The organism is Stenotrophomonas geniculata ATCC 19374 = JCM 13324, assembly GCF_001431625.1.
Lineage (GTDB): Bacteria > Pseudomonadota > Gammaproteobacteria > Xanthomonadales > Xanthomonadaceae > Stenotrophomonas > Stenotrophomonas geniculata.
In genome coordinates this window covers 1-22033 of record NZ_LLXT01000105.1, presented here as the reverse complement: position 1 = coordinate 22033, position 22033 = coordinate 1, and the positions used below count along the sequence as shown (strand labels likewise).

At 67.4% G+C, this 22033-nt stretch carries 19 protein-coding genes; 7 read left to right on the top strand and 12 right to left on the bottom strand.

Annotated elements, in window-relative coordinates:
- Positions 1-21: 21 nt before the first annotated feature.
- The 6 genes from ARC63_RS11175 to hutI form a co-directional block, all read right to left on the bottom strand.
- A complete protein-coding gene (locus ARC63_RS11175) occupies positions 22-2133 on the bottom strand; it encodes a TonB-dependent receptor family protein (protein ID WP_057503320.1) in 2112 nt (703 codons plus the stop codon).
- A gap of 198 nt (positions 2134-2331) precedes the next feature.
- Positions 2332-3768: a serine hydrolase domain-containing protein gene (locus tag ARC63_RS11170; protein WP_057503319.1), complete on the bottom strand. Its 1437-nt coding sequence runs from the start codon at positions 3766-3768 to the stop codon at positions 2332-2334.
- A gap of 165 nt (positions 3769-3933) precedes the next feature.
- Positions 3934-5601 (bottom strand): urocanate hydratase, encoded by a 1668-nt coding sequence (gene hutU / locus ARC63_RS11165; RefSeq protein ID WP_057503318.1) that lies wholly within the window; start codon positions 5599-5601, stop codon positions 3934-3936.
- On the bottom strand, positions 5598-6452 hold the full coding sequence (gene hutG / locus ARC63_RS11160; RefSeq protein ID WP_057503317.1) for an N-formylglutamate deformylase: 855 nt from the start codon (positions 6450-6452) through the stop codon (positions 5598-5600). Before hutG ends, hutU begins: the two co-directional genes overlap by 4 nt.
- Positions 6449-7990 (bottom strand): histidine ammonia-lyase, encoded by a 1542-nt coding sequence (gene hutH, locus ARC63_RS11155; protein WP_057503316.1) that lies wholly within the window; start codon positions 7988-7990, stop codon positions 6449-6451. The genes hutG and hutH overlap by 4 nt, the downstream gene beginning before the upstream one ends.
- Complete coding sequence (gene hutI / locus ARC63_RS11150) at positions 7987-9210, bottom strand: imidazolonepropionase (protein WP_057503351.1); 1224 nt, start codon at positions 9208-9210, stop codon at positions 7987-7989. The genes hutH and hutI overlap by 4 nt, the downstream gene beginning before the upstream one ends.
- Before the next feature lie 67 nt (positions 9211-9277).
- On the opposite strand from hutI, the gene ARC63_RS11145 reads away from it, so the two are divergent.
- Both ARC63_RS11145 and hutC read left to right on the top strand, forming a co-directional pair.
- A complete protein-coding gene (locus ARC63_RS11145; RefSeq protein ID WP_057503315.1) occupies positions 9278-10648 on the top strand; it encodes a formimidoylglutamate deiminase in 1371 nt (456 codons plus the stop codon).
- A gap of 27 nt (positions 10649-10675) precedes the next feature.
- Entirely contained in the window at positions 10676-11404 is a 729-nt protein-coding gene (gene hutC / locus ARC63_RS11140; RefSeq protein ID WP_049412977.1) for a histidine utilization transcriptional repressor HutC, read from the top strand.
- A gap of 101 nt (positions 11405-11505) precedes the next feature.
- Here hutC and ARC63_RS11135 read toward each other — a convergent pair whose 3' ends face one another.
- The 3 genes from ARC63_RS11135 to ARC63_RS11125 all read right to left on the bottom strand — a co-directional run bounded on the left by ARC63_RS11135 (position 11506) and on the right by ARC63_RS11125 (position 13601).
- The gene (locus ARC63_RS11135; RefSeq protein WP_057503314.1) at positions 11506-12516 is read right to left on the bottom strand and encodes a restriction endonuclease; all 1011 of its coding nucleotides are present in this window, start codon (positions 12514-12516) and stop codon (positions 11506-11508) included.
- A 236-nt stretch (positions 12517-12752) separates the two neighbouring features.
- Positions 12753-13244, bottom strand: a complete 492-nt coding sequence (locus ARC63_RS11130) for a phasin family protein (protein ID WP_057503313.1) — start codon at positions 13242-13244, stop codon at positions 12753-12755.
- 81 nt (positions 13245-13325) lie between these two features.
- Positions 13326-13601, bottom strand: a complete 276-nt coding sequence (locus ARC63_RS11125) for a polyhydroxyalkanoic acid system family protein (RefSeq protein WP_005417302.1) — start codon at positions 13599-13601, stop codon at positions 13326-13328.
- A gap of 125 nt (positions 13602-13726) precedes the next feature.
- On the opposite strand from ARC63_RS11125, the gene ARC63_RS11120 reads away from it, so the two are divergent.
- The 4 genes from ARC63_RS11120 (at position 13727) to aroA (ending at position 18512) form a co-directional block, all read left to right on the top strand.
- Complete coding sequence (locus tag ARC63_RS11120; RefSeq protein ID WP_010480552.1) at positions 13727-14533, top strand: FHA domain-containing protein; 807 nt, start codon at positions 13727-13729, stop codon at positions 14531-14533.
- Between the two features lie 252 nt (positions 14534-14785).
- The gene (gene serC, locus ARC63_RS11115; RefSeq protein WP_057503312.1) at positions 14786-15871 is read left to right on the top strand and encodes a 3-phosphoserine/phosphohydroxythreonine transaminase; all 1086 of its coding nucleotides are present in this window, start codon (positions 14786-14788) and stop codon (positions 15869-15871) included.
- 51 nt (positions 15872-15922) lie between these two features.
- On the top strand, positions 15923-17128 hold the full coding sequence (pheA, locus tag ARC63_RS11110; protein ID WP_057503311.1) for a prephenate dehydratase: 1206 nt from the start codon (positions 15923-15925) through the stop codon (positions 17126-17128).
- Positions 17129-17204: 76 nt separating this feature from the next.
- Positions 17205-18512 (top strand): 3-phosphoshikimate 1-carboxyvinyltransferase, encoded by a 1308-nt coding sequence (aroA, locus tag ARC63_RS11105; protein ID WP_053443256.1) that lies wholly within the window; start codon positions 17205-17207, stop codon positions 18510-18512.
- Between the two features lie 174 nt (positions 18513-18686).
- Here the strand turns inward: aroA and ARC63_RS11100 are convergent, their stop codons facing one another.
- Together ARC63_RS11100 and ARC63_RS11095 are read right to left on the bottom strand one after the other, a co-directional pair.
- Positions 18687-19259, bottom strand: a complete 573-nt coding sequence (locus ARC63_RS11100; RefSeq protein WP_057503310.1) for an energy transducer TonB — start codon at positions 19257-19259, stop codon at positions 18687-18689.
- Between the two features lie 119 nt (positions 19260-19378).
- Positions 19379-20017, bottom strand: a complete 639-nt coding sequence (locus tag ARC63_RS11095) for an energy transducer TonB (RefSeq protein WP_049455436.1) — start codon at positions 20015-20017, stop codon at positions 19379-19381.
- 113 nt (positions 20018-20130) lie between these two features.
- Between ARC63_RS11095 and serS the strand changes: the two genes are divergently transcribed.
- Complete coding sequence (serS, locus tag ARC63_RS11090; protein WP_049436699.1) at positions 20131-21411, top strand: serine--tRNA ligase; 1281 nt, start codon at positions 20131-20133, stop codon at positions 21409-21411.
- 177 nt (positions 21412-21588) lie between these two features.
- On the opposite strand, the gene ARC63_RS11085 is transcribed toward serS, so the two are convergent.
- Positions 21589-21939 (bottom strand): SH3 domain-containing protein, encoded by a 351-nt coding sequence (locus ARC63_RS11085; protein ID WP_019337278.1) that lies wholly within the window; start codon positions 21937-21939, stop codon positions 21589-21591.
- Between the last annotated feature and the right edge of the window lie 94 nt (positions 21940-22033).

The window sequence follows — 22033 nt, the reverse complement described above, 5'->3', positions numbered from 1 at the left end:
ACCCGGCGCCGCCTGCGGCCATCAGTCAAAGCGCCAGCGCACGCCCGCATAGACGCCACGGCCTTCGCCTGGCGTCGAGCGCGCGACATCCTTGCCGGCGTCGTCGTAGCCCGGCGTGACCGTGGCGGCGTAGTGGCGGTTGCCGATGTTGCGCATCTCCGCCCAGGCCTGCCAGCGACCACCGGGTGCCTCGTAGCCGATGCGGCTGCCGAAGATCACGTGGCTGTCGGCCCAGTAGCTGTTGGCGTAGTCCACCGCGATGCGCGAGGCGTATTCGCTGTTCAGCGCGGCGTACAGGCCGGAGGCATGATCGAAGCGCAGCTCGGCCTGGTAGCTGTGGCGCGGCAGGCCCGGCAGGCGGTTGCTGCCGAAGCGCGCATCGTGGCGGTAACCGAAATCACTGAAGGTGTACGCTTGGCGCAACGACAGGCGCCCCGGCGCGGCCTGCCACAGTGTGCTGTCCAATCCGGCTTCGATGCCACGGTGCACGGTGGGGCTGGCGTTGTTCTCTGCGATGAACAGGTTCGGTACCGGCTGCAGCTCCACGCTCAACAATTCATGGTTCACGTGGGCGTAGTAGCCGGTCAGTTCCCAGCGACCCAGCGCCGCGTCACCGCGCGCGCCCAGTTCCAGCGTGGTGGCGGTCTGGTTCTGCATCGGCACCGGCGCGCGCTGGCGGCCGGTAGACGGGCCATTGCCCGGCCCGAAGTACTGGTTCGAGCCCCAGATCATCGACCACGGGTGCGGCGCCTCCACCGAACGGCTGAGGTTGCCGAACCACTGCGTCTGCGCGCTGTGCTGCCAGGTGAAGCCCAGTCGCGGCGCGTAGTCCCAGTCGTGGTCGCGCAGGCGGCCGCCGCTGCTCGGCCAGGTCACCTGCACGTCGCGGCGGGTGCTGATCAGTGCCAGCCCGGTCTGCATGCGCAGGCGGTCGTTGAAGGCGAGGGTATTGCCGACGTGCAGCGTGCTGTCGGTGCCGTGGTGGCGGAAGTCACGCGTGCGCGTGCCGGCAGCGTAGCCGTTGCTGGCAAAGCGCAGTGACTCGCGCACATCGGCGTCCAGATCGTGGGTGGCGCGCAGGCCGACCGTGGTCTCGCTGTCCAGGCCGAACAGCCGGTGGCGATGGCGGTAGTCCAGCGTGGCGTTGAGGTTGGCGTAGTCCAGCTGCTGCCGGTACAGGCTCTCGTTCAAGTCCATCGGGTACGTGTGGTAGACCAGCCCGGCCTGCAGCGAAGAATCCTCGTCGATCTGCAGCGTGGTGACATTGGCCACCCAGGTACTGCCCGGCTGCGGGCGGCGCGCATCGATGGCCAGGTTGGCCGCGTTTGCCGCATGCGGATCGTTGCGGATCTGATCGCGGGTCAGGCGACCGGGTGTTTCGTGATTGGTTTCGCGGTAGCGCACGAAGAACCGTGTCTGCAGGTCGGGCGTGATCTGCCAGCCGATGTTCGCCATTGCCCCCTTGCCATCACCGCGGGCATGGCGCTGATAGCCATCGAACTCGGTATCGGTGTAGGCCAGGAAGTAATCGACATCACCGCTGACGCCACCCCAGCTGAGGCCACGCTTCTGGTAGCCACGGCTGCCCGCTTCGTAGTGCAGCTGCACGCCCGCCGAATCGCGACCGCTGCGGCTGACGTAGTCGATGGCACCGCCCAGCGCCAGCGCGCCGCGCTCGAAGCCGTTGGCGCCGCGCAGGACTTCGACGCGCGACAGCCACAGCGGTTCCAGCAGCTCGTAGGGCGTGCCACCCGGGCCGGTCAGCGGCAGCCCGTCGATCGACACGGCGATGCCCGAAGCATGCGCGCCCGGGCCCCGGTTGATGCCCGAGCCACGGATCGAGATCTTGGTGCCCTCGTTGCCCGGCGACTGCGCGCTGATGCCGGGCTGGTAGGCCAGCACATCGGCGCTGCTGGACAGCCGGCTGCCGGCCTTGGCCACGTCGATGACGTTGCCGGCGCCGGGTACGCGCTTCAGCGCCTCGCGCGCCTGCGCGCTGGCATCGGCAGCAGCGGTGACCTGCACGGCATCCAGCGTGGTGGCCTGCGGGGCCGCGGCGGCAGTGGAGGAAAGGCCGAGGGAAACGGCCAGGAACAGCAGTGATCGGGTGGGGCGGTACGACGAGAGCGACATGCGGAAATGCTGTAAACCACGAAAGTGGCGCGCAAGTTAACAGGTCGGCGCCGTCACGTCACCCGTCGCTCGCGTATGGCCGCCCGCAACATCCATGTAGAGCCGAGCCCATGCTCGGCTATCGCGCGCAGCGCGCGTGGGTCTCCTGCGATCGCAACGAAAGAGCAGCCAAGCATGGGCTCGGCTCTACAGCAGGGTTTAGGGCGAGGGCTTCGCCAGCGCCTTGGCCTTCGCATACAGCCGATCAGCCGCTTCCCTTTCGCCCAATGCCGCATGGCACTCGGCCAGGCTGTCCCACGCGTTGGCCGAATCCGGATACAGCTCGGTGTTGAGCATGAACACCTTCAACGCTCTGCGTGCACCAAGGCTCTCGCGAATGGCATAGCCATCGGCATTGATCGCGCGCTCCAGTTCGCCGGTGGGAACGCCATTACTGTCGCGCAGCCAGCTACGCATCAGCGGCTTCGCATCGGCGCTGTCATCCAGCGCATAGCCGATCAACCGCTCGGACAGCACAGCGTGCGGAAACTCCTGCGGCGCGGCCACCGCCATCGCGCTCTCCACCAGCGTGCTCGACCAGGCATTGCGCGCGCTGCCGTTGGTCAGATACACGAACACCCAGTAACCGCTGGCCAGCGTGCCCTTGTAGGCCAGCCGCGCACGTACACGGGTGCCGCCATCGTGACCGACCTGGGTGTAGCCGTCGCTGCGGGTGGTGTCCCAGCCGGTGGAGAAGAAATTGCTGCCGCCACCGCTCAGTTTCTGCGGCTGCCAGAGCTTTTCCAGGGTCGCCGTGCGCAGCAGCTTGCCGGTCGCCAGCGCCTGCAGGAAACGGTTCATGTCGCCCACGGTGGTCTGCAGATCGGCATGGCCCCAGCCGTAGTCCGGCCAGGGATCCTCATTGGCCGGCTGCAAGGTGCCGTCCTTGCCGATGTAGGCCACCGCCGCACGCTGCGCCGGCACGCTGGCCACGCCCCAGGAGGTGCTGGCCATCTTTAGCGGCTGCAGGATGCGTTCGCGTGCGATGGCCGGGTAGGGCCTGCGGTAGTGCGCTTCCAGCAACGCCGTCAGCACCAGGTAGTTGGCCTGGGTGTACTGCACGCGGCTGCCGGTGGCGAACTGCATCGACTCGGCCGCGGCGACCTTCAGCGCTGCCGCAAGGCTGGGTGCAACGCCGCTGTAGCCCTTGCTCACCCAGCGGTTGTCGACACGGTCGTAGTACTCGGCGATGCCGGAGCTGTGGTTGAGGAAGTCGCGCACCGGGATCGTCTTCCATGCGGCCGGCAGGTCCGGCACATAGCGGCTGGCCGGCGCATCCAGATCCATCTTGCCCTGGTCGACCAACTGCATCACCAGCGTGCTGGTCAGCAGCTTGGCCATCGACTGCGCAGTGAAAATGGAATCGATGGTGGCCGGTGCGTGGGTGGCCGGATCACGCTCGCCGCTGGCGCCCTGGTACAGCACCTGGCCGTTGTGGGCGACCAGTACGGCCTGGCCGGCGATGCCGTAGCGTTCGCGGTTGGTCTGCAGTTGGGTATCCAGCTGGGACGAGAGGTTGTCGGGAGCACTGCGCGCCGAAACGGGCAGGGTGGCCATCAGGAAGCAGGAAAGTGCAACGGCAAGAGCGCGATGCATCGCAGTGGTCCGTCAGCGGTGATGGCGCATCTTGGCATGTAGAGCCGAGCCCATGCTCGGCAGCCTTCCGGTCAGGCGTCGTGACCCTGGAAGCACTGAGCCGAGCATGGCTCGGCTCTACAGGTGCCTTGCGGTAGTGCCGGCCAGTGGCCGGCACCCCTGCGATCAGCCGAGAATCCCCGGCAGATCCAGCCCCTTCTCCTTCGCGCAGTCGATCGCGATCTCATAACCCGCATCGGCATGGCGCATCACGCCGGTCGCCGGGTCGTTCCACAACACGCGGCCAATCCGCTTGGCCGCTGCCTCGGTGCCGTCGCACACGATCACCATGCCGGCGTGCTGCGAGAAGCCCATGCCGACGCCGCCACCGTGGTGCAGCGACACCCAGGTCGCGCCGCTGGCGGTGTTGAGCAGAGCGTTCAGCAGCGGCCAGTCGGACACTGCGTCGGAGCCGTCGGCCATCGCCTCGGTCTCGCGGTTCGGCGAGGCCACACTGCCGCTGTCCAGGTGATCACGGCCGATCACCACCGGCGCCTTCAGTTCACCGTTGGCGACCATCTCGTTGAACGCCAGGCCGAGTCGATCACGATCACCCAGACCGACCCAGCAGATGCGCGCCGGCAGGCCCTGGAACTTGATCTTTTCGGCGGCCATGTCCAGCCAGCGGTGCAGGTGCGGGTTGTCCGGAATCAGCTCCTTCACCTTGGCATCGGTCTTGGCGATGTCTTCCGGGTCGCCGCTCAGCGCCGCCCAACGGAAGGGACCGATGCCACGGCAGAACAGCGGGCGGATGTAGGCCGGCACGAAACCGGGGAAGTCGAACGCGTTTTCTACGCCTTCTTCCAGCGCCATCTGCCGCAGGTTGTTGCCGTAATCCACGGTGGGCACGCCCAGTGCGTGGAAGCCGAGCATGGCGCGGATGTGGTTAGCCATCGAAGCACGCGCTGCCTTTTCCACTTCCTTCGGTGCAGAGACACGTTTCTCGTCCCATTGCTCGACGGTCCAGCCCTGCGGCAGGTAGCCATTCACCGGGTCGTGCGCGGAGGTCTGGTCGGTCAGCAGGTCCGGCTTGATGCCGCGTTCCAGCAGTTCGGCCAGCACGTCAGCCACGTTGCCGAGCAGGCCCACCGACTTCGGGGTGCCGGCCTTGCACGATTCCTCGATCAGGCGCAGTGCTTCGTCCAGATTGTCGGTCCAGGTATCCAGGTAACCGGTGCGCAGGCGCATGTCGATGCTGCTCTTGCGGCATTCGACCGCCAGACAGGAGGCGCCGGCCATCACTGCGGCCAGCGGCTGTGCACCGCCCATGCCGCCGAGGCCGCCGGTGAACAGCCACTTGCCGGTCAGGTCACCACCGAAATGCTGGCGGCCCATTTCCACGAAGGTCTCGTAGGTGCCCTGCACGATGCCCTGCGCACCGATGTAGATCCAGCTGCCGGCAGTCATCTGGCCATACATGGCCAAGCCCTTCTTATCCAGCTCGTTGAAGTGGTCCCAATTGGCCCAGCGCGGCACCAGGTTGGAGTTGGCGATCAGCACGCGTGGCGCATCGGCATGGGTGCGGAACACGCCTACGGGCTTGCCCGACTGCACCAGCAGGGTCTGGTCATCGTCCAGGCGCTTGAGCGTTTCGACGATGGCATCGAAGCTCTCCCAGTCACGCGCGGCGCGGCCGATGCCGCCGTACACCACCAGTTCCTGCGGCCGCTCGGCCACATCCGGGTGCAGGTTGTTCATCAGCATGCGCAGCGGCGCTTCGGTCAGCCAGCTCTTGGCATTGAGCGTAGTGCCGGTCGGCGCGGCGATGATGCGGGACGGGTCGTTGCGGGTCATGCGGCGCTCCGGTTCGTAGCGAATTCAAGGCAGGCGTTGAGCACCTGCGCCAGGGTATGGCGCAGCGGTGCGGCGTGGTCGGGGTCGAGCGGGGTGGGCCAGCTGTGTTCGTCCACCTGGTCCGGCAGGGGTTCGTGCATGTAGCCACGGCAGGCCAGCTCCATCTGCAGGCTGTGCACGCCGCCGGCGATGTTGCTGTAGTGGCGGGTGATCCAGCCGCCCTTGAAGCGGCCGTTGCGCACCTGGCTCATGCCACTGATCTTCAGCAGGTTTTCCACAACATCGCTCAAGGCGTTGTCGCAGGACGTGTCGGGTGCGCCGGACGGCCCGGCGGTACCGAGGTTGAACTGCGGCAGCTCGCCATCGAACAGGTGCGGAATATGCGAGCGGATCGAATGCGCGTCGTACACCACCACCGTACCGTGCTGCGCGCGCAGGCGGGTGATCTGTGCGGCCAGCGCATCGTGGTAGGGCAGGAAATACGTGTCGCGGCGCCGCGCGATCTCGGCGTCATCCGGCTCGCGCCCCGCGTGGTACAGCGGCTGGTTGTCGAAGGTGGTCAGCGGGCACAGGCCGGTGGTGTTCTGGCCCGGGTACAGCGACACGCCGCTGGGATCGCGGTTGAGGTCGATCACCGAACGCGAGATTGCCGAGCGCACCGTGGTCGCGCCCATGCCGCGCACGAAGTCGTACAGCTCATGCACCCACCAGTCGGCATCGCGGCGTGCCAGCCACGGCGAGTGGTAGTCGCCGATCAGGTCGTGCGGCAGCTCGCTGCCGGTATGCGGGAAGCTGACGATGAGGGGGGCGTCGCCCTCGTGCACGGTCAGCCATTCGGGATGGGTCGTCATGCCTGCGGTTCCACGTTTGGCAGAAGCTCGGCCAGGCCCTGCACCAGCGCGCCGCTGCGCACCAGATTCGTGGCGGTCACCATGTCCGGATGGAAGTAGCGGTCTTCTTCCAGCGTCGGCACCTGCGCACGCAGGGTGGCGCGCACGGTTTCCAGCGCGGCGCTGGAACGCAGCGGGGCATGGAAATCACAGCCCTGCGCGGCGGCCAGCAGCTCGATGCCGATCACGTTGGCGGCGTTCTCGGCCATCTGCATCAGGCGGCGCGCACCGTGCGCGGCCATCGACACATGGTCTTCCTGGTTGGCCGAGGTCGGGATCGAATCAACACTGGCCGGGTAGGCACGCTGCTTGTTTTCCGAAACCAGCGCCGCAGCGGTCACCTGCGGAATCATGAAGCCGGAATTCAGGCCCGGGCGTGGGGTCAGGAACGCCGGCAGGCCGGACAGCGCCGGGTCCACCAGCATCGCCAGGCGGCGCTCGCTGATCGAGCCGATCTCGCACACCGCCATCGCCAGCATGTCGGCAGCGAAGGCCACCGGTTCGGCATGGAAGTTGCCACCGGACAGCGCTTCGCCGGTATCGGTGAACACCAGCGGATTGTCGGACACGCCGTTGGCTTCAATTTCCAGTGTGGTTGCGGCCTGGCGCAGGATGTCCAGCGCCGCGCCCATCACCTGCGGCTGGCAGCGCAGGCAGTACGGATCCTGCACGCGCACGTCGTTGTCACGGTGTGATTCGCGGATGTCCGAGCCCTGCATCAGGGTGCGCAGCGTGGCCGCTGTGGCGATCTGCCCGCGCTGGCCACGGATGGCATGGATGCGCGGATCGAACGGGGTGTCCGAGCCCTTGGCCGCTTCCACCGACAACGCGCCGGTGACAAGTGCCGCCTGGAACACGGTTTCGATCTCGAACAGGCCGGCCAGCGCGTAGGCGGTGGAGAACTGGGTGCCGTTGAGCAGCGCCAGGCCTTCCTTCGCGCCCAGTTCGATCGGCTGCAGGCCGGCACGCGCCAGTGCGTCGGTTGCGGGCAGGCGTTCGTCACCAATGAACGCCTCGCCGACACCCAGCATCACGCTGGCCAGATGCGAGAGCGGCGCGAGGTCGCCCGAGGCGCCGACCGAACCCTGCGCCGGTACCACCGGCAGCACGCCCCTGACCAGCATCGCTTCGAGCAGCAGCAGGGTTTCCTCGCGCACGCCGGAAGCGCCCTGCGCGAGGCTGACCAGCTTCAGCGCCATCATCAGCCGCACCACGCTGGCCGGCATCGGTTCGCCCACGCCAGCAGCGTGCGAGAGCACGATGTTCCGCTGCAGGGTGGCCAGGTCCTCGCGCTCGATGCGCACGCTGGCCAGCTTGCCGAAGCCGGTGTTGATGCCATACACCGGCGCACCCTTGGCGACGATGGCGGCGACTGCAGCAGCACTGGCGCGCACTACCGGCAGCGCGGCCGGATCCAGTGCCAGCGGCGCGCCGCGATAGATCTGCCGCCACTGGGCGAGAGTGACATGGCCGGGGCGAAGAACCAGGGTGTTGCTCATGTGTTGCTCCAGGAGGCAGGCAGGTCGGGCTGCCCGCGCACCACGCGCGCGTGCAGCGGGTTGAATCCAATGCGATAGACCAGGTCGGCGGGGGCGTCGATGTCCCAGATCGCCAGGTCGCAGTCCATGCCGACGGCCAGGCGACCGATACGCTCGCCATGGCCCAGTGCGCGCGCCGCTTCACGGGTGAAGCCGGCGATGCATTCGTCCACGGTCAGGCGGAACAGGGTGGCGCCCATGTTCATCGCCAGCAGCGGGCTGGTCAGCGGCGAGGTGCCGGGGTTGCTGTCGGTGGCCAGCGCCAGCGGCACGCCGGCCGCGCGCAATGCAGCGATCGGCGGCAGGGTGGTATCGCGGGTGAAATAGAACGCGCCCGGCAGCAGCACAGCGACAGTGCCGGCCGCCGCCATCGCGGCGATGCCGGCGTCATCCAGATGTTCGATATGGTCGGCCGACAGTGCGCCGAAGCTGGCGGCCAGTTCGGCGCCATGCTGGTTGCTCAGCTGCTCGGCGTGGATCTTCACCGCCAGCCCGTTGGCGCGCGCCGCTTCGAAGACCTGCCGCGCCTGCGCCGGCGAGAAGGCGATGTTCTCGCAGAACACGTCCACCGCCTCGGCCAGGCCTTCGGCGGCGATGGCCGGAATCATCACGTTGCACACCTCATCGGTGTACTCCTGTGCTTCGCGGCCTGGCGGAATTGCGTGCGCGCCGAGGAAGGTGGTCACCACGTTGACCCGGCATTCCTCACCCAATGCACGCGCCACCTGCAGCTGCTTGCGTTCGTCGGGCAGGGTCAGGCCGTAGCCGGACTTGATCTCAAGGGTGGTCACGCCCTCGGCGCGCATTGCCAGCAGGCGCGGCCGGCTTTCGCGGGCCAGCTGTTCCGGTGTGGCGGCACGGGTGGCGCGCACGGTGGAGACGATGCCGCCGCCGGCACGGGCGATGTCGGCATAGCTGACGCCCTGCAGGCGCTGCTCGAATTCGTTGGCGCGGTTGCCGGCGTAGACCAGGTGGGTGTGGCAGTCGATCAGGCCCGGCGATATCCAGCGGCCCTCGCCGTCAATGCGGGTGGTCGGCTGCAGGTGGGCGTCGCTGCCGGCCGGGCCGACATGGACGATGCGGCCGTCGGCGCAGGCCAGCACGCCATCGCGGATGACACCCAGCCCCTCGCCATCAAGGGTGATCAGGTGGACGTTGGACCAGAGGGTTTCGACGTGCATGGCATCCACAACGCGGCTGTGCTTATATGTCTATACAATATAGGCGTCCATTTCGGGTTGTCCAGCCATGTCCGATTCGCGTTCCCCGCACTGTTTCCATGCCGCCCACGCCCTGCTGGCCGAGGGCTGGGCCCGTGATGTCCGCCTGCAGGTTCAGGACGGCCGCATCACCGCGATCAGCACGGGGCAGGGCGCGCAGGACGGTGACACCCGCGTCGGCATCCTGGTGCCGGGCCTGCCCAACCTGCACAGCCACGCCTTCCAGCGCGGCATGGCCGGCCTGACCGAGATCGGCGGCGGTGACGGTGACAGCTTCTGGAGCTGGCGCGAACTGATGTACCGCTTCCTGGCCCATCTGCGCCCGGACGCTGTGCAGGCCATCGCCGCCCACGCCTACATGGAAATGCTGGAAAGCGGCTTCACCCGCGTCGGCGAATTCCACTACCTGCACCACGATGCCGACGGCCGCGCCTATGCCAACCGCGCCGAGATGAGTGCCCGGATCGCGGCGGCGGCCGATCAGACCGGCATCGGCCTGACCCTGCTGCCGGTGTTCTATGCGCATGCCGATTTCGGCGGGGCAGCGCCGAATCCCGCTCAGCGTCGCCTGATCCACGATGTGGACGGCTTCGCGCAGTTGCTGGATGCCGCCAAGCCGGCATTGGCCGCGCTGCCCGATGCGGTGCTCGGCATCGCACCGCACAGCCTGCGCGCTGTCACGGGCGAGGAACTGGGTGCGTTGTTGCCGCTCACCGATGGCCCGGTGCACATCCATATCGCCGAGCAGATGCGTGAAGTCGAGGCCTGCCTGGCGTGGAGCGGCCAGCGCCCGGTGCAGTGGCTGTACGACCACGCACCGGTCGATGCGCGTTGGTGCCTGGTGCACGCCACCCACATCACCGACGACGAGCGTGCCGCCATCGTGGCCAGCCAGGCCGTGGCCGGCCTGTGCCCGATCACCGAAGCCAACCTGGGCGACGGTCTGTTCCCGATGCAGGCGTTCGCGCGCGAGGGTGGCCGTTTCGGTGTCGGCTCCGATTCCAACGTGCTGATCGATGCCGCCGAAGAACTGCGCCTGCTCGAATACGGCCAACGCCTGACCCTGCGTGGGCGCAATGTGCTGGCCCCGGACGCCACCCGCAGCACCGGCCGCTTCCTGTTCGAAGGCGCACTGCACGGTGGGTCGCAGGCGCTGGGCGTGGCCGCTGGCCTGCAGGTCGGTGCCAGTGCCGATCTGGTCGAACTGGACGCCGCGCACCCGGCGCTGCAGGCGCGACAGGATGACGCATGGCTTGACAGCTGGGTGTTCGCCGCACGTAATGGCGCGCTGCGATCGGTCTGGCGCCATGGCCGCCAATGCGTGGCCGAGGGCCGCCACCTCCAGCGCGAGGCGATCACCACCGCCTTCGCCGCCGCCCTGAAGGGCGTGCTGGGCTGATCGCCTCCGCCACCGGGACCCCATTACGTGAAGGCCAGCAAGTCCGCCACGCTCAACCAGCGTATCCGCAGCGATCTGGAAAGCCGCATCCTCAGCGGAGAATGGGCGCCGGGCTTCCGCATTCCATACGAACACGAGCTGATGGAGCAGTACGGCTGCTCGCGGATGACGGTGAACAAGGTGCTGACCGCGCTGGCCGAGAGCGGCATGATCGAACGTCGCCGTCGTGCGGGTTCGTTCGTGGCGCGGCAACCCCCGCACCTGGAGCAGGTGGCGTTGGAAATTCCGGACATTGCGATGGAGGTCGGTTCGCGCGGGCATCAGTACGGCTACCGGCTGCTGCAGCGCGAGCTGCGTCTGGCTGAAGTGGGCAATGCCGGCGAAGTGGAACTGGCCGGCAGCGAAATGCTGTTGGCGATGCGTTGCCTGCACCTGGCCGATGGCCGCCCGCTGGCGCTGGAGCATCGCCTGATCAGCCCCGTCGGCGTGCCCGAGGTGCTGGAGGTCGATTTCAGCACTACCGCGCCGGGCAGCTGGCTGCTGCAGAACGTGTCGTGGACCCGCGCCCAGCACCGCATCAGTGCCTGGGGCGCGGATGCTGTCACCGCCAAGCTGCTCGATGTGAAGCCCGGTACCGCCTGTCTGGTGATCGAGCGCCTGACCTGGCGCGGTGAGCAGCCGATCACCCGCGTGCGCCAGGTGTTCCTCGGCGATGCCTGGGACCTGGTTGCGCGCTTCGCGCCTGGGGCGCGCTAGAGGCGTATCCACGCATGGCGTGGATCTACTGAATCCCGGTTGGGATTATCCGACGCGTGTGAATCCCTGGTAGATCCACGCCATGCGTGGATGCTGCCCCATCAATACGTGGCGCATTGGCGCCAGCGCACCGGCTCATCCACACCGGGGCGGGCATTGAGCTGGATGCGCACGTTGCGCAGGGCGGGGTAGTGCAGCACTTCCTCGCAGACCTGCGGCCACACCGCGTCCAGCTCGCCGGTGCGGTTGATCGCCAGCGTCTGCCGGGTCAACCAGACACCGCTGGCGATGCCGGGCTTGCCGGCCAAGGCACGGGACAGATCGGCCTGGAAGCGCTCCAGCGTAGCGGCATCCGGGTTGGGGTTGCTGCGCGCATCGGTTGAGGGCGCGGCCGGTGCAGGCGTAGCGGCCGGCGGCATGGTGGCGGGGTCCGGCGCCGGTTCGGGCGCCGCTTCAACCGCAGGCGCAACCGGCGCGGGGGCGACCGCCACCTCGGCAACGGGCGGGGCGTCCTGCACGTGCAGCCCTTGCAGGCTCAATCCCACCAGCAGGCCCAGCGTGACCGCGCCGAGCGCGGCAATGGCGATCCGGCGCAGGGCTTCATGGCGGGCGCTGGCGCGCACACGGGTTTCGATTTCCGCCGGTAGATAGGGTTGCAGCAGCGGCCACAGGCGCGGGCCGTCCAGCACCTCGACCGCCTGCTTCTCGGCGGCGTTGCGGCCGTCGCGTTCGATCCGGCCTTCGGTCAGCAGCACGCCGCCCTTGGCGCCGGCCAGGCGCGCGGCCGCACCCAGTTCGTTCACTGCAGCGGTGCCGATGCGGTAGGCCAGGCCGTGCTTGCACGACACCAGCCAGCTGTTGGGGCCGTCACTGAGCAGGAAATCGCTGCTGGGCTCACGGGATTCCTCGCCTGGGTCATCCAGTTCGCGCAGGCCGCGCTGCTCGCGCAGCATGCGCTTGACCAGTACCGAGAATTCGCGCCAGTGCATGCCAGCCAGGGCCTGCAGGCCGAGTTGCATCTCCTTCTGCCGCCGTTTGATCCACCACAGATAGACAACGGCCAGGGAACAGGTAAACAGGGCCGACAGCAGGGCCAGGATCCAAGGGAGCATGCAGGAGGTGCGCGGAAGGGGCGAATGCGAAGGCGACAGTGTAAAGGTCGCGCCGTGCCGCTGAGTCAGGATGTTCCTGACAGGAAGCGTGATGGAACGCGCAGTTCGGAATACCGCAGGCACGAAAAACCCGCCAATCCTGAAGCCGTGAGGGGAGGGAACAAACGGCAGCCGAAGCGATTGGCGGGTTGCTCGCGATTGTCAATCAAAATTTATTGCATTGCAACAATGGCCGGTCAGGGCACGCTGCCTGGCGACTGATGGCTGCCCGGTGCAGGTGCATCAGTGCCCGAGGCGTCGCGGTTCTCCAGCTTGACCAGGCGCGCCTGCAGGGCATCGATGCGCGCCTCCAGCGCAGTCACCTCGTCGGCGGTGGGTACGTGCAGGCGCTTGAGTACGCCCTGCACCTGATCGTCGAACGCCTTTTCAACCTTGTTCCAGGTGCCGGAGGCCTTCTCGCGGGCCTCGTCCAGCGAGGTTTCAACGTTGTCGCGCCAGCCCGGGCCCTGTTCGCCGTTGCGTTCACGGCGGCGGGCTTCCCAGGCTTCGCCTTCCTTCACCAGGCCGTCGAAGAAGCGGCTGCCTTCGGCCTGTGCACGGCCAAGAGCGCCCAGGCCGGCCAGCCAGACCTGCTGCGCCGAGTCACTCAGCTTGCGCGAGAAGCGCTCGGCCTGGTCACCGAACGAGGCGTCGTCGTTGCGGCGGTCATCGTTTTCGTACTGGTTCATCGCACTTCCCGTGGGAGTTGGGCCTGCCCCCGAGAGTAGCGCGCGTTGGCGTTGCACGGCCGTGATGGCCGCCGCCGGGGTTCAGCCCAGCTTTTCCTTCAGCACGCGCTGGATCTCGCCTTCGACCATGCCCTTCATCGCCGACAGCAGGAAGCCCAGCTTGGCGGTCACGCGCACGGCGCCCGGCTGCAGTTCGATCGCACCGTCCACGCCGCTGCCGGAGAAATTCAGTACGTCGGCAGTCCAGGACGACTTCAGGCCGAAGCGCTCGGACAACTTGGCGGCAACCTGTTCGATCGCGGCGCGCGCCTGTGCGTCGGGCAGGGCGTGGGCGTGGCGGACATCGATGGTGGACATGCAGGCTCCTGGCGCAGGGCGGGGATGATCAATGAGGGCGAGCATTGTGCGCATCGCGGGCCTCCGCGCCAAGCACTCATCGTGGGTTCTTCTTCGTTGGCGGCCAACCTGCTAGGCTGCGCCGCGTGCAGAACCTGCTTGTCCACTTCAGTCAACAACAACAGCCCGACCAGCCGCTGCGGCCCGGGGTGCAACGCATCGTGCGCCAGGCCAACGGCAGTGTGCGGCTCGGCGACGCCGGCCATGGTGCCCTGCTGCTGGCGCAGTTCTGCGTGGATGATCGCGGCCTCTGGCTGCAGGTCGGCAACGGTATCCGCGGCATTCATGTGAACGGTCGCCCGGTGCGGCGCATGGCGCTGCTGCGTGCCGGCGATGCGGTGTATGTGGACGGCGTGGAAATGGTCCTGCAGGGCGAGGTCGAGAGCCTGCTGCAGGCGCCTGCGCCGAAGAACGACGACGGCTCCGATGAGCAGCAGCGCCTGCTGCGCGGTGTCGGTGGCCTGCACCATGGCCGCAGCTTCACGCTGTCGCGGTCCCGCCTGATCGGCCGCGGCGGCGACGCTGACATCGAGATCAATGAACCGGCCTTCGCCGAACAGCACGCCCGCGTGGAAGTGCACGGCGAGCGCGTGCTGCTGCGTGACCTGGGCAGTGCCGACGGCACCCGGGTCAACGGTGTGGCCGTGCGCCACTGCTGGCTGCAGGCGGGCGACCAGGTAGTGTTCGATGGCCAGCACCGGTTCGTGCTGGAAGTGCCGCATGACCCGCGCCGGCGCCCGCTGCCGGATGAAGACGAGTCCAGCCAGGACGCCGAGCAGGCGCCGGTGCTGCCGGCCGTGCCGCGCAAGGTCCGGCGCTGGCCGTGGCTGCTGGTCAGTGCGCTGCTGCTGGCCGCGCTGCTCAGCCTGCTGCTCTGGTTCGGCGCGCGCTGATCTGAATCCGCCGGGCATGGCCCGACGCTACCCACCCGGCGTGTGCCCACCCGCTTCCCGTAGGTGCCGACCTTGGTCGGCACGCTCCTTCGGCGGGAATGACGCCTGACGGCGTACGCCGACCAAGGTCGGCGACTACCGGCGCCATGCGGGTGGCCAATGGATTCCAATGAAACCAAATTTCCCTTGCGCCACAAGGCCGCAAGGCTGGTGCACTGCGGCATACTAGGGGTCTTGCCCCACAGGTGTGACATGACGCGCGCGTTCAACTTCAGTGCCGGCCCTGCAACCTTGCCGGAATCGGTCCTGCGCCAGGCGCAGGCGGAAATGCTGGACTGGCACGGTACCGGTGCCTCGATCGTGGAAATGAGCCATCGCGGTGCGGAATTCATGTCCGTGGCCGCCGAGGCCGAGGCTGACCTGCGTCGCCTGCTCGATATCCCCGAAGACTATGCGGTGCTGTTCCTGTCCGGTGGTGCCACCACCCAGCAGGCGCTGATCCCGCTCAACTTCGCTGCCCCGGGGCAGCGTGCCGATTACGTGGTCAGTGGCCACTGGGGCAAGACCGCGGTCAAGCAGGCCGGTGTCTACGTCGACGTCAACATCGCCGCCAGCAGCGAGGCCAACGGCTACCGCGAACTGCCGGCGCGTGCCGACTGGCAGCTGTCGCCCGATGCCGCCTACGTGCACATCACCGCCAACGAGACCATCCACGGCGTCGAGTTCCGTGATGTGCCCGACACCGGCAACGTTCCGCTGATCGTGGACATCAGCTCGTCCATCGCCAGCGAACCGCTGGATGTGCGCCGTTATGGCGTGATCTACGCCGGCGCGCAGAAAAACCTGGGCCCGGTCGGCATCGCGGTGATGATCATCCGCCGCGACCTGCTCGAGCGCAGTGGCCAGCCACGTGCGGACATCTTCGATTACCGCTCGCACGTCGCCCGTGATTCGATGCTCAACACGCCGCCCACCTGGAACTGGTACCTGGCCGGCCTGGTGTTCAAGTGGATGCTGGCAGAAGGTGGGGTGGCCGAGTTCGCCAAGCGCAACGCCGCCAAGGCCGCGCTGGTGTACGGCGCCATCGACGGCTCCGGCGGCTTCTACCGCAATGAGGTCGCACATGCGGCCCGTTCGCGGATGAACATCCCGTTCTTCCTGCCCGATGCCGAGCTCGATGCCCGCTTCGTCGCCGAAGCCAAGGCCGCCGGCCTGCTGGCGCTGAAGGGACACAAGGTGGTCGGGGGCATCCGTGCCTCGCTGTACAACGCCATGCCGCTGGCCGGGGCCGAGGCGCTGGTCGCCTTCATGGCTGATTTCCAGCAGCGTCACGGTTGAGCAATGAACGGCGCGCACCGTCGGGTGCGTGCCCCGCAACAAGGAATTCCGATGGCAAGCAGCAAATCCAGCAAGAAGGCGCCGAAGAAGGCCGAACCGGCCAAGGACAGCGCCTCCACCAAGGCCAAGGGCAAGAGCACGTCCAAGGCCGCGTCGAATCCGGCGCCTACCCTGGCGCCGCTGGCGCTGGCCGATGTGCGCTCGAAGATCGACCAGATCGACCGTGACATCCAGAACCTGATCGCTGAGCGCGCGCGCTTCGCCCATCAGGTCGGCAAGGCCAAGGGCAAGCTCGCCGCCGCCGTCGACTACTACCGCCCCGAGCGCGAAGCGCAGGTGCTGCGCATGGTGGTGGACCGTAACGAAGGTCCGCTCAGCGATGAACTGCTGGTGCACGTCTACCGCGAGATCATGTCGGCCTGCCTGGCCCAGCAGGAGCCGCTGAAGATCGGCTACCTCGGCCCGGAAGGCACCTTCAGCCAGCAGGCGGTGCTCAAGCACTTCGGCCGCTCCGCGCTGGGCCTGCCGATGGCCAGCATCGAGGAGGTGTTTCAGGAAGTGGAAGCGGGCAACGCCGATTTCGGCGTGGTGCCGGTGGAGAATTCGGGGCAGGGCACCATCCAGATCACTCTGGACATGTTCCTGACCTCCAACCTGAAGATCTGTGGCGAAGTGGAACTGCGCGTGCAGCAGTACCTGATGTCGCGCAGCGGCCGCATCGAGGACATCGAGCGCATCTACGCGCACCCGCAGTCGTTCATGCAGACCTCGGCGTGGCTGCGCGCGAACCTGCCGAAGGCCGAAAAGATTCCGGTATCCAGCAACGCCGAAGGTGCGCGTCGTGCGCGCAACGCCGACGACGCGGCGGCCATCGGCGGCGAGAGCGCCGGCCATGTGTACGGCCTGAAGAAGGTGGTCACCAAACCGATCCAGAACGATGCCGACAACACCACCCGTTTCCTGGTGGTGGGCCGCAACATTTTCCCGACCTCCGGCCACGACCGCACCTCGGTGCTGGTGTTCATCCATGACAAGCCCGGTGCGCTGTTCGACGTGCTCAGCCCGTTCGCCCGCCACGGCATCAGCATGAACCGCATCGAGTCGCGGCCGTCGCACCACGGCAAGTGGGAGTACGGCTTCTTCATCGACCTGGCCGGCCACATCGACGACGCGCCGATGCAGGCTGCGCTGGCCGAACTGGAAGCGCACTCGGCGCAGATCAAGGTGCTCGGCTCCTACCCGGTGGCCGTGCCCTGAGTGCTGCTGCGGCGGCAACAGCCGCCGCTCCCTGATGCATCGCCGGCGCTGCCGGTGTTTACGGAATGATCGAACGATGAGCAACGCGCAACACTGGATTGCCCGCAAGGGCCAGCCGCTGCAGGGCAGCCTGACCATTCCCGGCGACAAGTCGGTCTCGCACCGCTCGGTGATGTTCGCCGCGCTGGCCGATGGCACCTCGCATATCGAGGGCTTCCTGGAAGGCGAAGACACCCGCGCCACGGCGCGCATCTTCAGCCAGCTCGGCGTGCGCATCGAAACCCCCAGCCCGTCGCAGCGCATCGTGCACGGCGTCGGCATCGACGGCCTGCAGGCACCCAGCGCACCGCTGGACTGCGGCAACGCCGGTACCGGCATGCGCCTGCTGGCCGGCCTGCTGGCAGGCCAGGCATTCGACTGCACGCTGATCGGCGATGAATCGTTGTCGGGCCGCCCGATGCGCCGCGTCACTGGCCCGCTGTCGCAGATGGGCGCGAAGATCGACACCCAGGATGACGGCACGCCGCCGTTGCATGTGCATGGCGGCCAGTCGCTGCATGGCATCGACTTCGCCTCGCCGGTGGCCAGCGCACAGATCAAGTCCGCAGTGCTGCTGGCCGGCCTGTACGCGCAGGGCGAAACCAGCGTGCTGGAACCGCATCCGACCCGTGACTACACCGAGCGCATGCTGTCGGCGTTCGGCGTGGACATCGAATTTTCACCGGGCAAGGCCCGCCTGCGTGGCGGCCAGCGCCTGCGCGCCACGGACATCGTGGTGCCGGCCGACTTCTCGTCTGCGGCGTTCTACCTGGTGGCCGCCAGCATCATTCCGGGTTCCGAGCTGCGCCTGAAGCAGGTCGGCCTGAACCCGCGCCGCACTGGCCTGCTGCACGCGCTGCGCCTGATGGGGGCGGACATCACCGAAGAGAATCCGGCCGAGCAGGGCGGTGAGCCGGTGGCGGACCTGGTGGTGCGCTATGCGCCGCTCAAGGGCGCGCGCATTCCGGAAGCGTTGGTGCCGGACATGATCGACGAGTTCCCGGCGCTGTTCGTGGCCGCCGCCGCCGCAGAAGGCCAGACCGTGGTGAGCGGTGCGGCCGAGCTGCGGGTGAAGGAATCCGACCGCCTTGCTGCGATGGCCACCGGCCTGCGCGCGCTGGGCATGCAGGTGGACGAAACCGAAGACGGCGCCACCCTGCATGGTGGCGTTCGCCTGGGCAGCGGCACCATCGAAAGCCACGGTGACCATCGCATCGCCATGGCGTTCGCCATCGCCGGCCAGATCAGTGACGGCGAAGTGCGCATCAACGACATCGCCAATGTCGCCACGTCCTTCCCGGATTTCGATGGCCTGGCGCGCAGCGCCGGGTTCAACCTGGCCTGATCGTCACAGCAACCTCCGGGCCACGCCCGGCGGATCGCATTGCAAGGTAGAAGCCAACCTCGGTTGGCGCGCTCACCTCATCCGGTAGGTGCCAACCTCGGTTGGCACGCTTTTCCGCATAAAAGGACGGAGGCCGAAGCCTCCGTCTAAACATCACGAACCCCTCGTCCGCGATCAACGCTGCTCGGTACGGAAATCCACCGGGACCCGCACCACGCTGGCGACGGCACGGCCCTCGTGCATCGCCGGCTGGAACTTCCAGTTCTGCACGGTGTTCAGTACCGCGCGATCCAGATCACGACTGCGCTCGCCGCTGCGCGAAACGATCGCAGCATCAGCGACATTGCCGTGGGCATCTACACTCAGGCTGGCGATCACGCTGCCCTGCACGCCACTACGCAGCGCAGCGGCGGGGTAGGTGGGCATGCGGTTGCTGGCCAGCGGGCGGGCCTCACGATTGCGCACTACCGGCGCGGCCTTCCGCGAAGCAGTAGCCGGGGCTGCCTGGCGCGCGGCAGGGGCGGCTGCATCCGTCACCGCGGCCTGCTCGGGGGCTGGCAACATGCGCTCACCGACCGGCGCCGGGGCCACATCTTCCTGGTTGGAATGACGCAGCCAGAGCAGGGCGGCAGCAAACATCGCCACGATCAGCGCGATCCACATCCAGGGTGACGTGGGTTTGTGCTGCAGGCTGGAATCCTCCTGCAGCTGCGGCGAATGAAGGTCTTCGTGGGTGGTGGCAGTCATCGCTAACTCCTTCCGTCAATGGACGACGTGGGAAGTGTTGCGCGAGCCACGGACGAGAAGTGTCAGCGTTGCGTCAACGCCACCGGCAGGGTTCAGTTTGCCTGCCGGGAAGCGTTCAGTTACTGGGTCTTGAAGTCGAACGGCACTTCAATGCTGCCGGGGACGGCCTGGCCGTTGCTCTGCGCGGGGGTGAAACGCCAACGGCGTACGGCGTCGGTGGCGGCACGGTCGAGGTCGCGTGAACCGCTGCGCTGGATCACCGTGGCGTTGTTGGGATAGCCGGTGGCGTCTACATCCACGCGTACCACCACGGTGCCGGTTTCGCCGGCGCGCAGGGCGGCAGCCGGGTAGGCGGGGGGCGGCGACTGGCCGGCAATCGGCATCGGCTGGCTGTTGCCGGTGGCCGCCGGCGCAGGGCCCGGTGCGGCCGGGGCTGCTTCAGCGATCGGGGCGGGCGGTGGCGGGGCGGTTTCGACCAGCTTCGGCGCTTCTTCCTCGACCGGGGCCGGCTTGGCATCGGGCATGTCGCTGGAACCGGCCGCAGCGGCCAACGGCTCCGGCAGGGGCTCGATCTGGGCGGTTTCCTGCGGCGTCTGGGCGGCAGGATCGGCGCGGAAGAACTCCTTGTCGCGACCGGTCAGCCAGACCAGCACGAACAGCAGTACGCCCACGCCGAAGGCGATGCCGGCGATCTTCAGGGCGTTGCGCGGGATATGCACAGTGAACGACTTGGCGGACGACGAGCGGGGTGCAGACATGGACCGGACCAGTACGGAATGGCTCGATTCTGCCACGGCGGGAATGAACCGGGCGGCAGAAATCCGTATAACAAGCGATAATCCCATCCCTGATACCCACCACGACACCTGCCATGCTTGATCCAGCCCTGCTCCGCCACCAGCCCGCCGACCTCGCCGAACGCCTGCGCACCAGCCGCGGCTTCGAGCTCGACGTGTCTGCCCTGGAGTCCCTGGAGGCCGATCGCAAGCGCATCCAGGTGCGGACCCAGGAGCTGCAGAGCCTGCGCAACAGCCGTTCCAAGGCCATCGGCCAGGCCAAGGCCAAGGGCGAGGACGTTTCGGCCATCATGGCCGAGGTTGCCGCCTTCGCCGACGAGCTGAAGGCCTCGGAAGTGGCGTTGGACGAGCTGCGTGAGAAGATCGAAGCGATCTCGATGGGCATTCCGAACCTGCCGGCCGATGACGTGCCGGCCGGTGCCGACGAGAACGACAACGTCGAGCAGGCGCGCTGGGGTACCCCGCGCCAGTTCGACTTCAAGGTGCTCGACCACGTCGAGCTTGGTGCCCGCAACGGCTGGCTGGACGGCGAGACCGCGGCCAAGTTGTCTGGCTCGCGCTTCACCGTACTGCGCGGCCCGATCGCGCGCCTGCACCGTGCGCTGGCCCAGTTCATGGTCGACCTGCACACCGGTGAGCACGGCTATGAGGAAACCAACGTGCCGCTGCTGGTCAACGCCGATTCGCTGCGTGGCACCAGCCAGCTGCCGAAGTTCGAGGACGACCTGTTCAAGACCGCCGTGGGCGACTCCACGCGGTACCTGATCCCGACCTCGGAAGTGCCGCTGACCAACATCGTGCGCGACGAAATCGTCGAGGCCGAGCGCCTGCCGCTGCGTATGACCGCCCACTCGATGTGCTTCCGTGCCGAGGCCGGCAGCGGCGGCCGCGACGTGCGTGGCATGATCCGCCAGCACCAGTTCGAGAAGGTCGAACTGGTCTCGATCAGCCGCCCGGAAGACAGCGACGCCGAGCACCAGCGCATGACCCGTTGTGCCGAAGTAGTGCTGGAAAAGCTGGGCCTGCCGTATCGCAAGGTCCTGTTGTGCACCGGCGACATGGGCTTCTCGGCCATCAAGACCTACGACCTGGAAGTCTGGCTGCCGTCGCAGGAGACCTACCGCGAGATCTCCTCGTGCTCGAACTGTGGTGACTTCCAGGCCCGCCGCATGCAGGCGCGCTGGCGCAACCCGGCCACCGGCAAGCCGGAACTGGCGCACACCCTGAACGGCTCGGGCGTGGCGGTCGGCCGCGCGATGATCGCGGTGATGGAGAACTACCAGAACGCCGACGGCAGCATCACCGTGCCGGAAGCGCTGCGCCCGTACATGGGTGGGCTGGAAACCATCGCCTGATTCTCTGATCGGGTGGGTGCCATGCATGCATGGCACCGCTGTGGCTCTGGTGGGTGCCATGCTTGCATGGCACCGAATCCACGCATGGCGTGGATCTACTGGAGGATGTTGCACGCGCCCGGCATGAATTCACCGATGCCTCAGTAGATCCACGCCATGCGTGGATGAACCCCGCGATTACCGCATGGCCCGCAGCTTCTCCAGCGGCACCCATCCCGGTTCGCCGGTCTCCGGCACGCACCACGCCCAACCATTGAGCGTGCGCTGCCCACGCAGCACCTGCCCGGGATCCACATCCAGCTCCCGTGCGCAGTAATCCTCGGTGGCAAACGCGTCACCCTGCGCAGTGCGACCGATCACGGGCGCCGGCACGAAACCGGGCTGCTGCCCTTCGGCTTCGCACAGGAACCAGTCGTCCCAGCCCTCCGGGCCTTCATAGCGTTCGCCCACCACCAGCGCCTGGCCACGGCGCAGGGTGATCGGGTGCGGAAATTCGCTGCGGTGTGCAGTGGTCACGATGTAGTTCATGGCCCCAGCCTAACGTTCTGGTGAGCGCCGCGCATGGCACCGAATCCACGCACACGTGCAGTAGATCCACACCGTGCGTGGATTCGGTGCCATG

What these genes read in the sequence shown, in the direction of transcription:
- ARC63_RS11100 (WP_057503310.1), bottom strand. Translation starts at nt 19,259, where the DNA reads ATGACTGCCACCACCCACGAAGACCTTCATTCGCCGCAGCTGCAGGAG.
- ARC63_RS11175 (WP_057503320.1), bottom strand. Translation starts at nt 2,133, where the DNA reads ATGTCGCTCTCGTCGTACCGCCCCACCCGATCACTGCTGTTCCTGGCC.
- serC (WP_057503312.1), top strand. Translation starts at nt 14,786, where the DNA reads ATGACGCGCGCGTTCAACTTCAGTGCCGGCCCTGCAACCTTGCCGGAA.
- hutH (WP_057503316.1), bottom strand. Translation starts at nt 7,990, where the DNA reads ATGAGCAACACCCTGGTTCTTCGCCCCGGCCATGTCACTCTCGCCCAG.
- ARC63_RS11095 (WP_049455436.1), bottom strand. Translation starts at nt 20,017, where the DNA reads ATGTCTGCACCCCGCTCGTCGTCCGCCAAGTCGTTCACTGTGCATATC.
- ARC63_RS11085 (WP_019337278.1), bottom strand. Translation starts at nt 21,939, where the DNA reads ATGAACTACATCGTGACCACTGCACACCGCAGCGAATTTCCGCACCCG.
- serS (WP_049436699.1), top strand. Translation starts at nt 20,131, where the DNA reads ATGCTTGATCCAGCCCTGCTCCGCCACCAGCCCGCCGACCTCGCCGAA.
- hutI (WP_057503351.1), bottom strand. Translation starts at nt 9,210, where the DNA reads ATGCACGTCGAAACCCTCTGGTCCAACGTCCACCTGATCACCCTTGAT.
- ARC63_RS11130 (WP_057503313.1), bottom strand. Translation starts at nt 13,244, where the DNA reads ATGAACCAGTACGAAAACGATGACCGCCGCAACGACGACGCCTCGTTC.
- pheA (WP_057503311.1), top strand. Translation starts at nt 15,923, where the DNA reads ATGGCAAGCAGCAAATCCAGCAAGAAGGCGCCGAAGAAGGCCGAACCG.
- hutG (WP_057503317.1), bottom strand. Translation starts at nt 6,452, where the DNA reads ATGACGACCCATCCCGAATGGCTGACCGTGCACGAGGGCGACGCCCCC.
- ARC63_RS11170 (WP_057503319.1), bottom strand. Translation starts at nt 3,768, where the DNA reads ATGCATCGCGCTCTTGCCGTTGCACTTTCCTGCTTCCTGATGGCCACC.
- ARC63_RS11135 (WP_057503314.1), bottom strand. Translation starts at nt 12,516, where the DNA reads ATGCTCCCTTGGATCCTGGCCCTGCTGTCGGCCCTGTTTACCTGTTCC.
- ARC63_RS11145 (WP_057503315.1), top strand. Translation starts at nt 9,278, where the DNA reads ATGTCCGATTCGCGTTCCCCGCACTGTTTCCATGCCGCCCACGCCCTG.
- ARC63_RS11125 (WP_005417302.1), bottom strand. Translation starts at nt 13,601, where the DNA reads ATGTCCACCATCGATGTCCGCCACGCCCACGCCCTGCCCGACGCACAG.
- aroA (WP_053443256.1), top strand. Translation starts at nt 17,205, where the DNA reads ATGAGCAACGCGCAACACTGGATTGCCCGCAAGGGCCAGCCGCTGCAG.
- hutU (WP_057503318.1), bottom strand. Translation starts at nt 5,601, where the DNA reads ATGACCCGCAACGACCCGTCCCGCATCATCGCCGCGCCGACCGGCACT.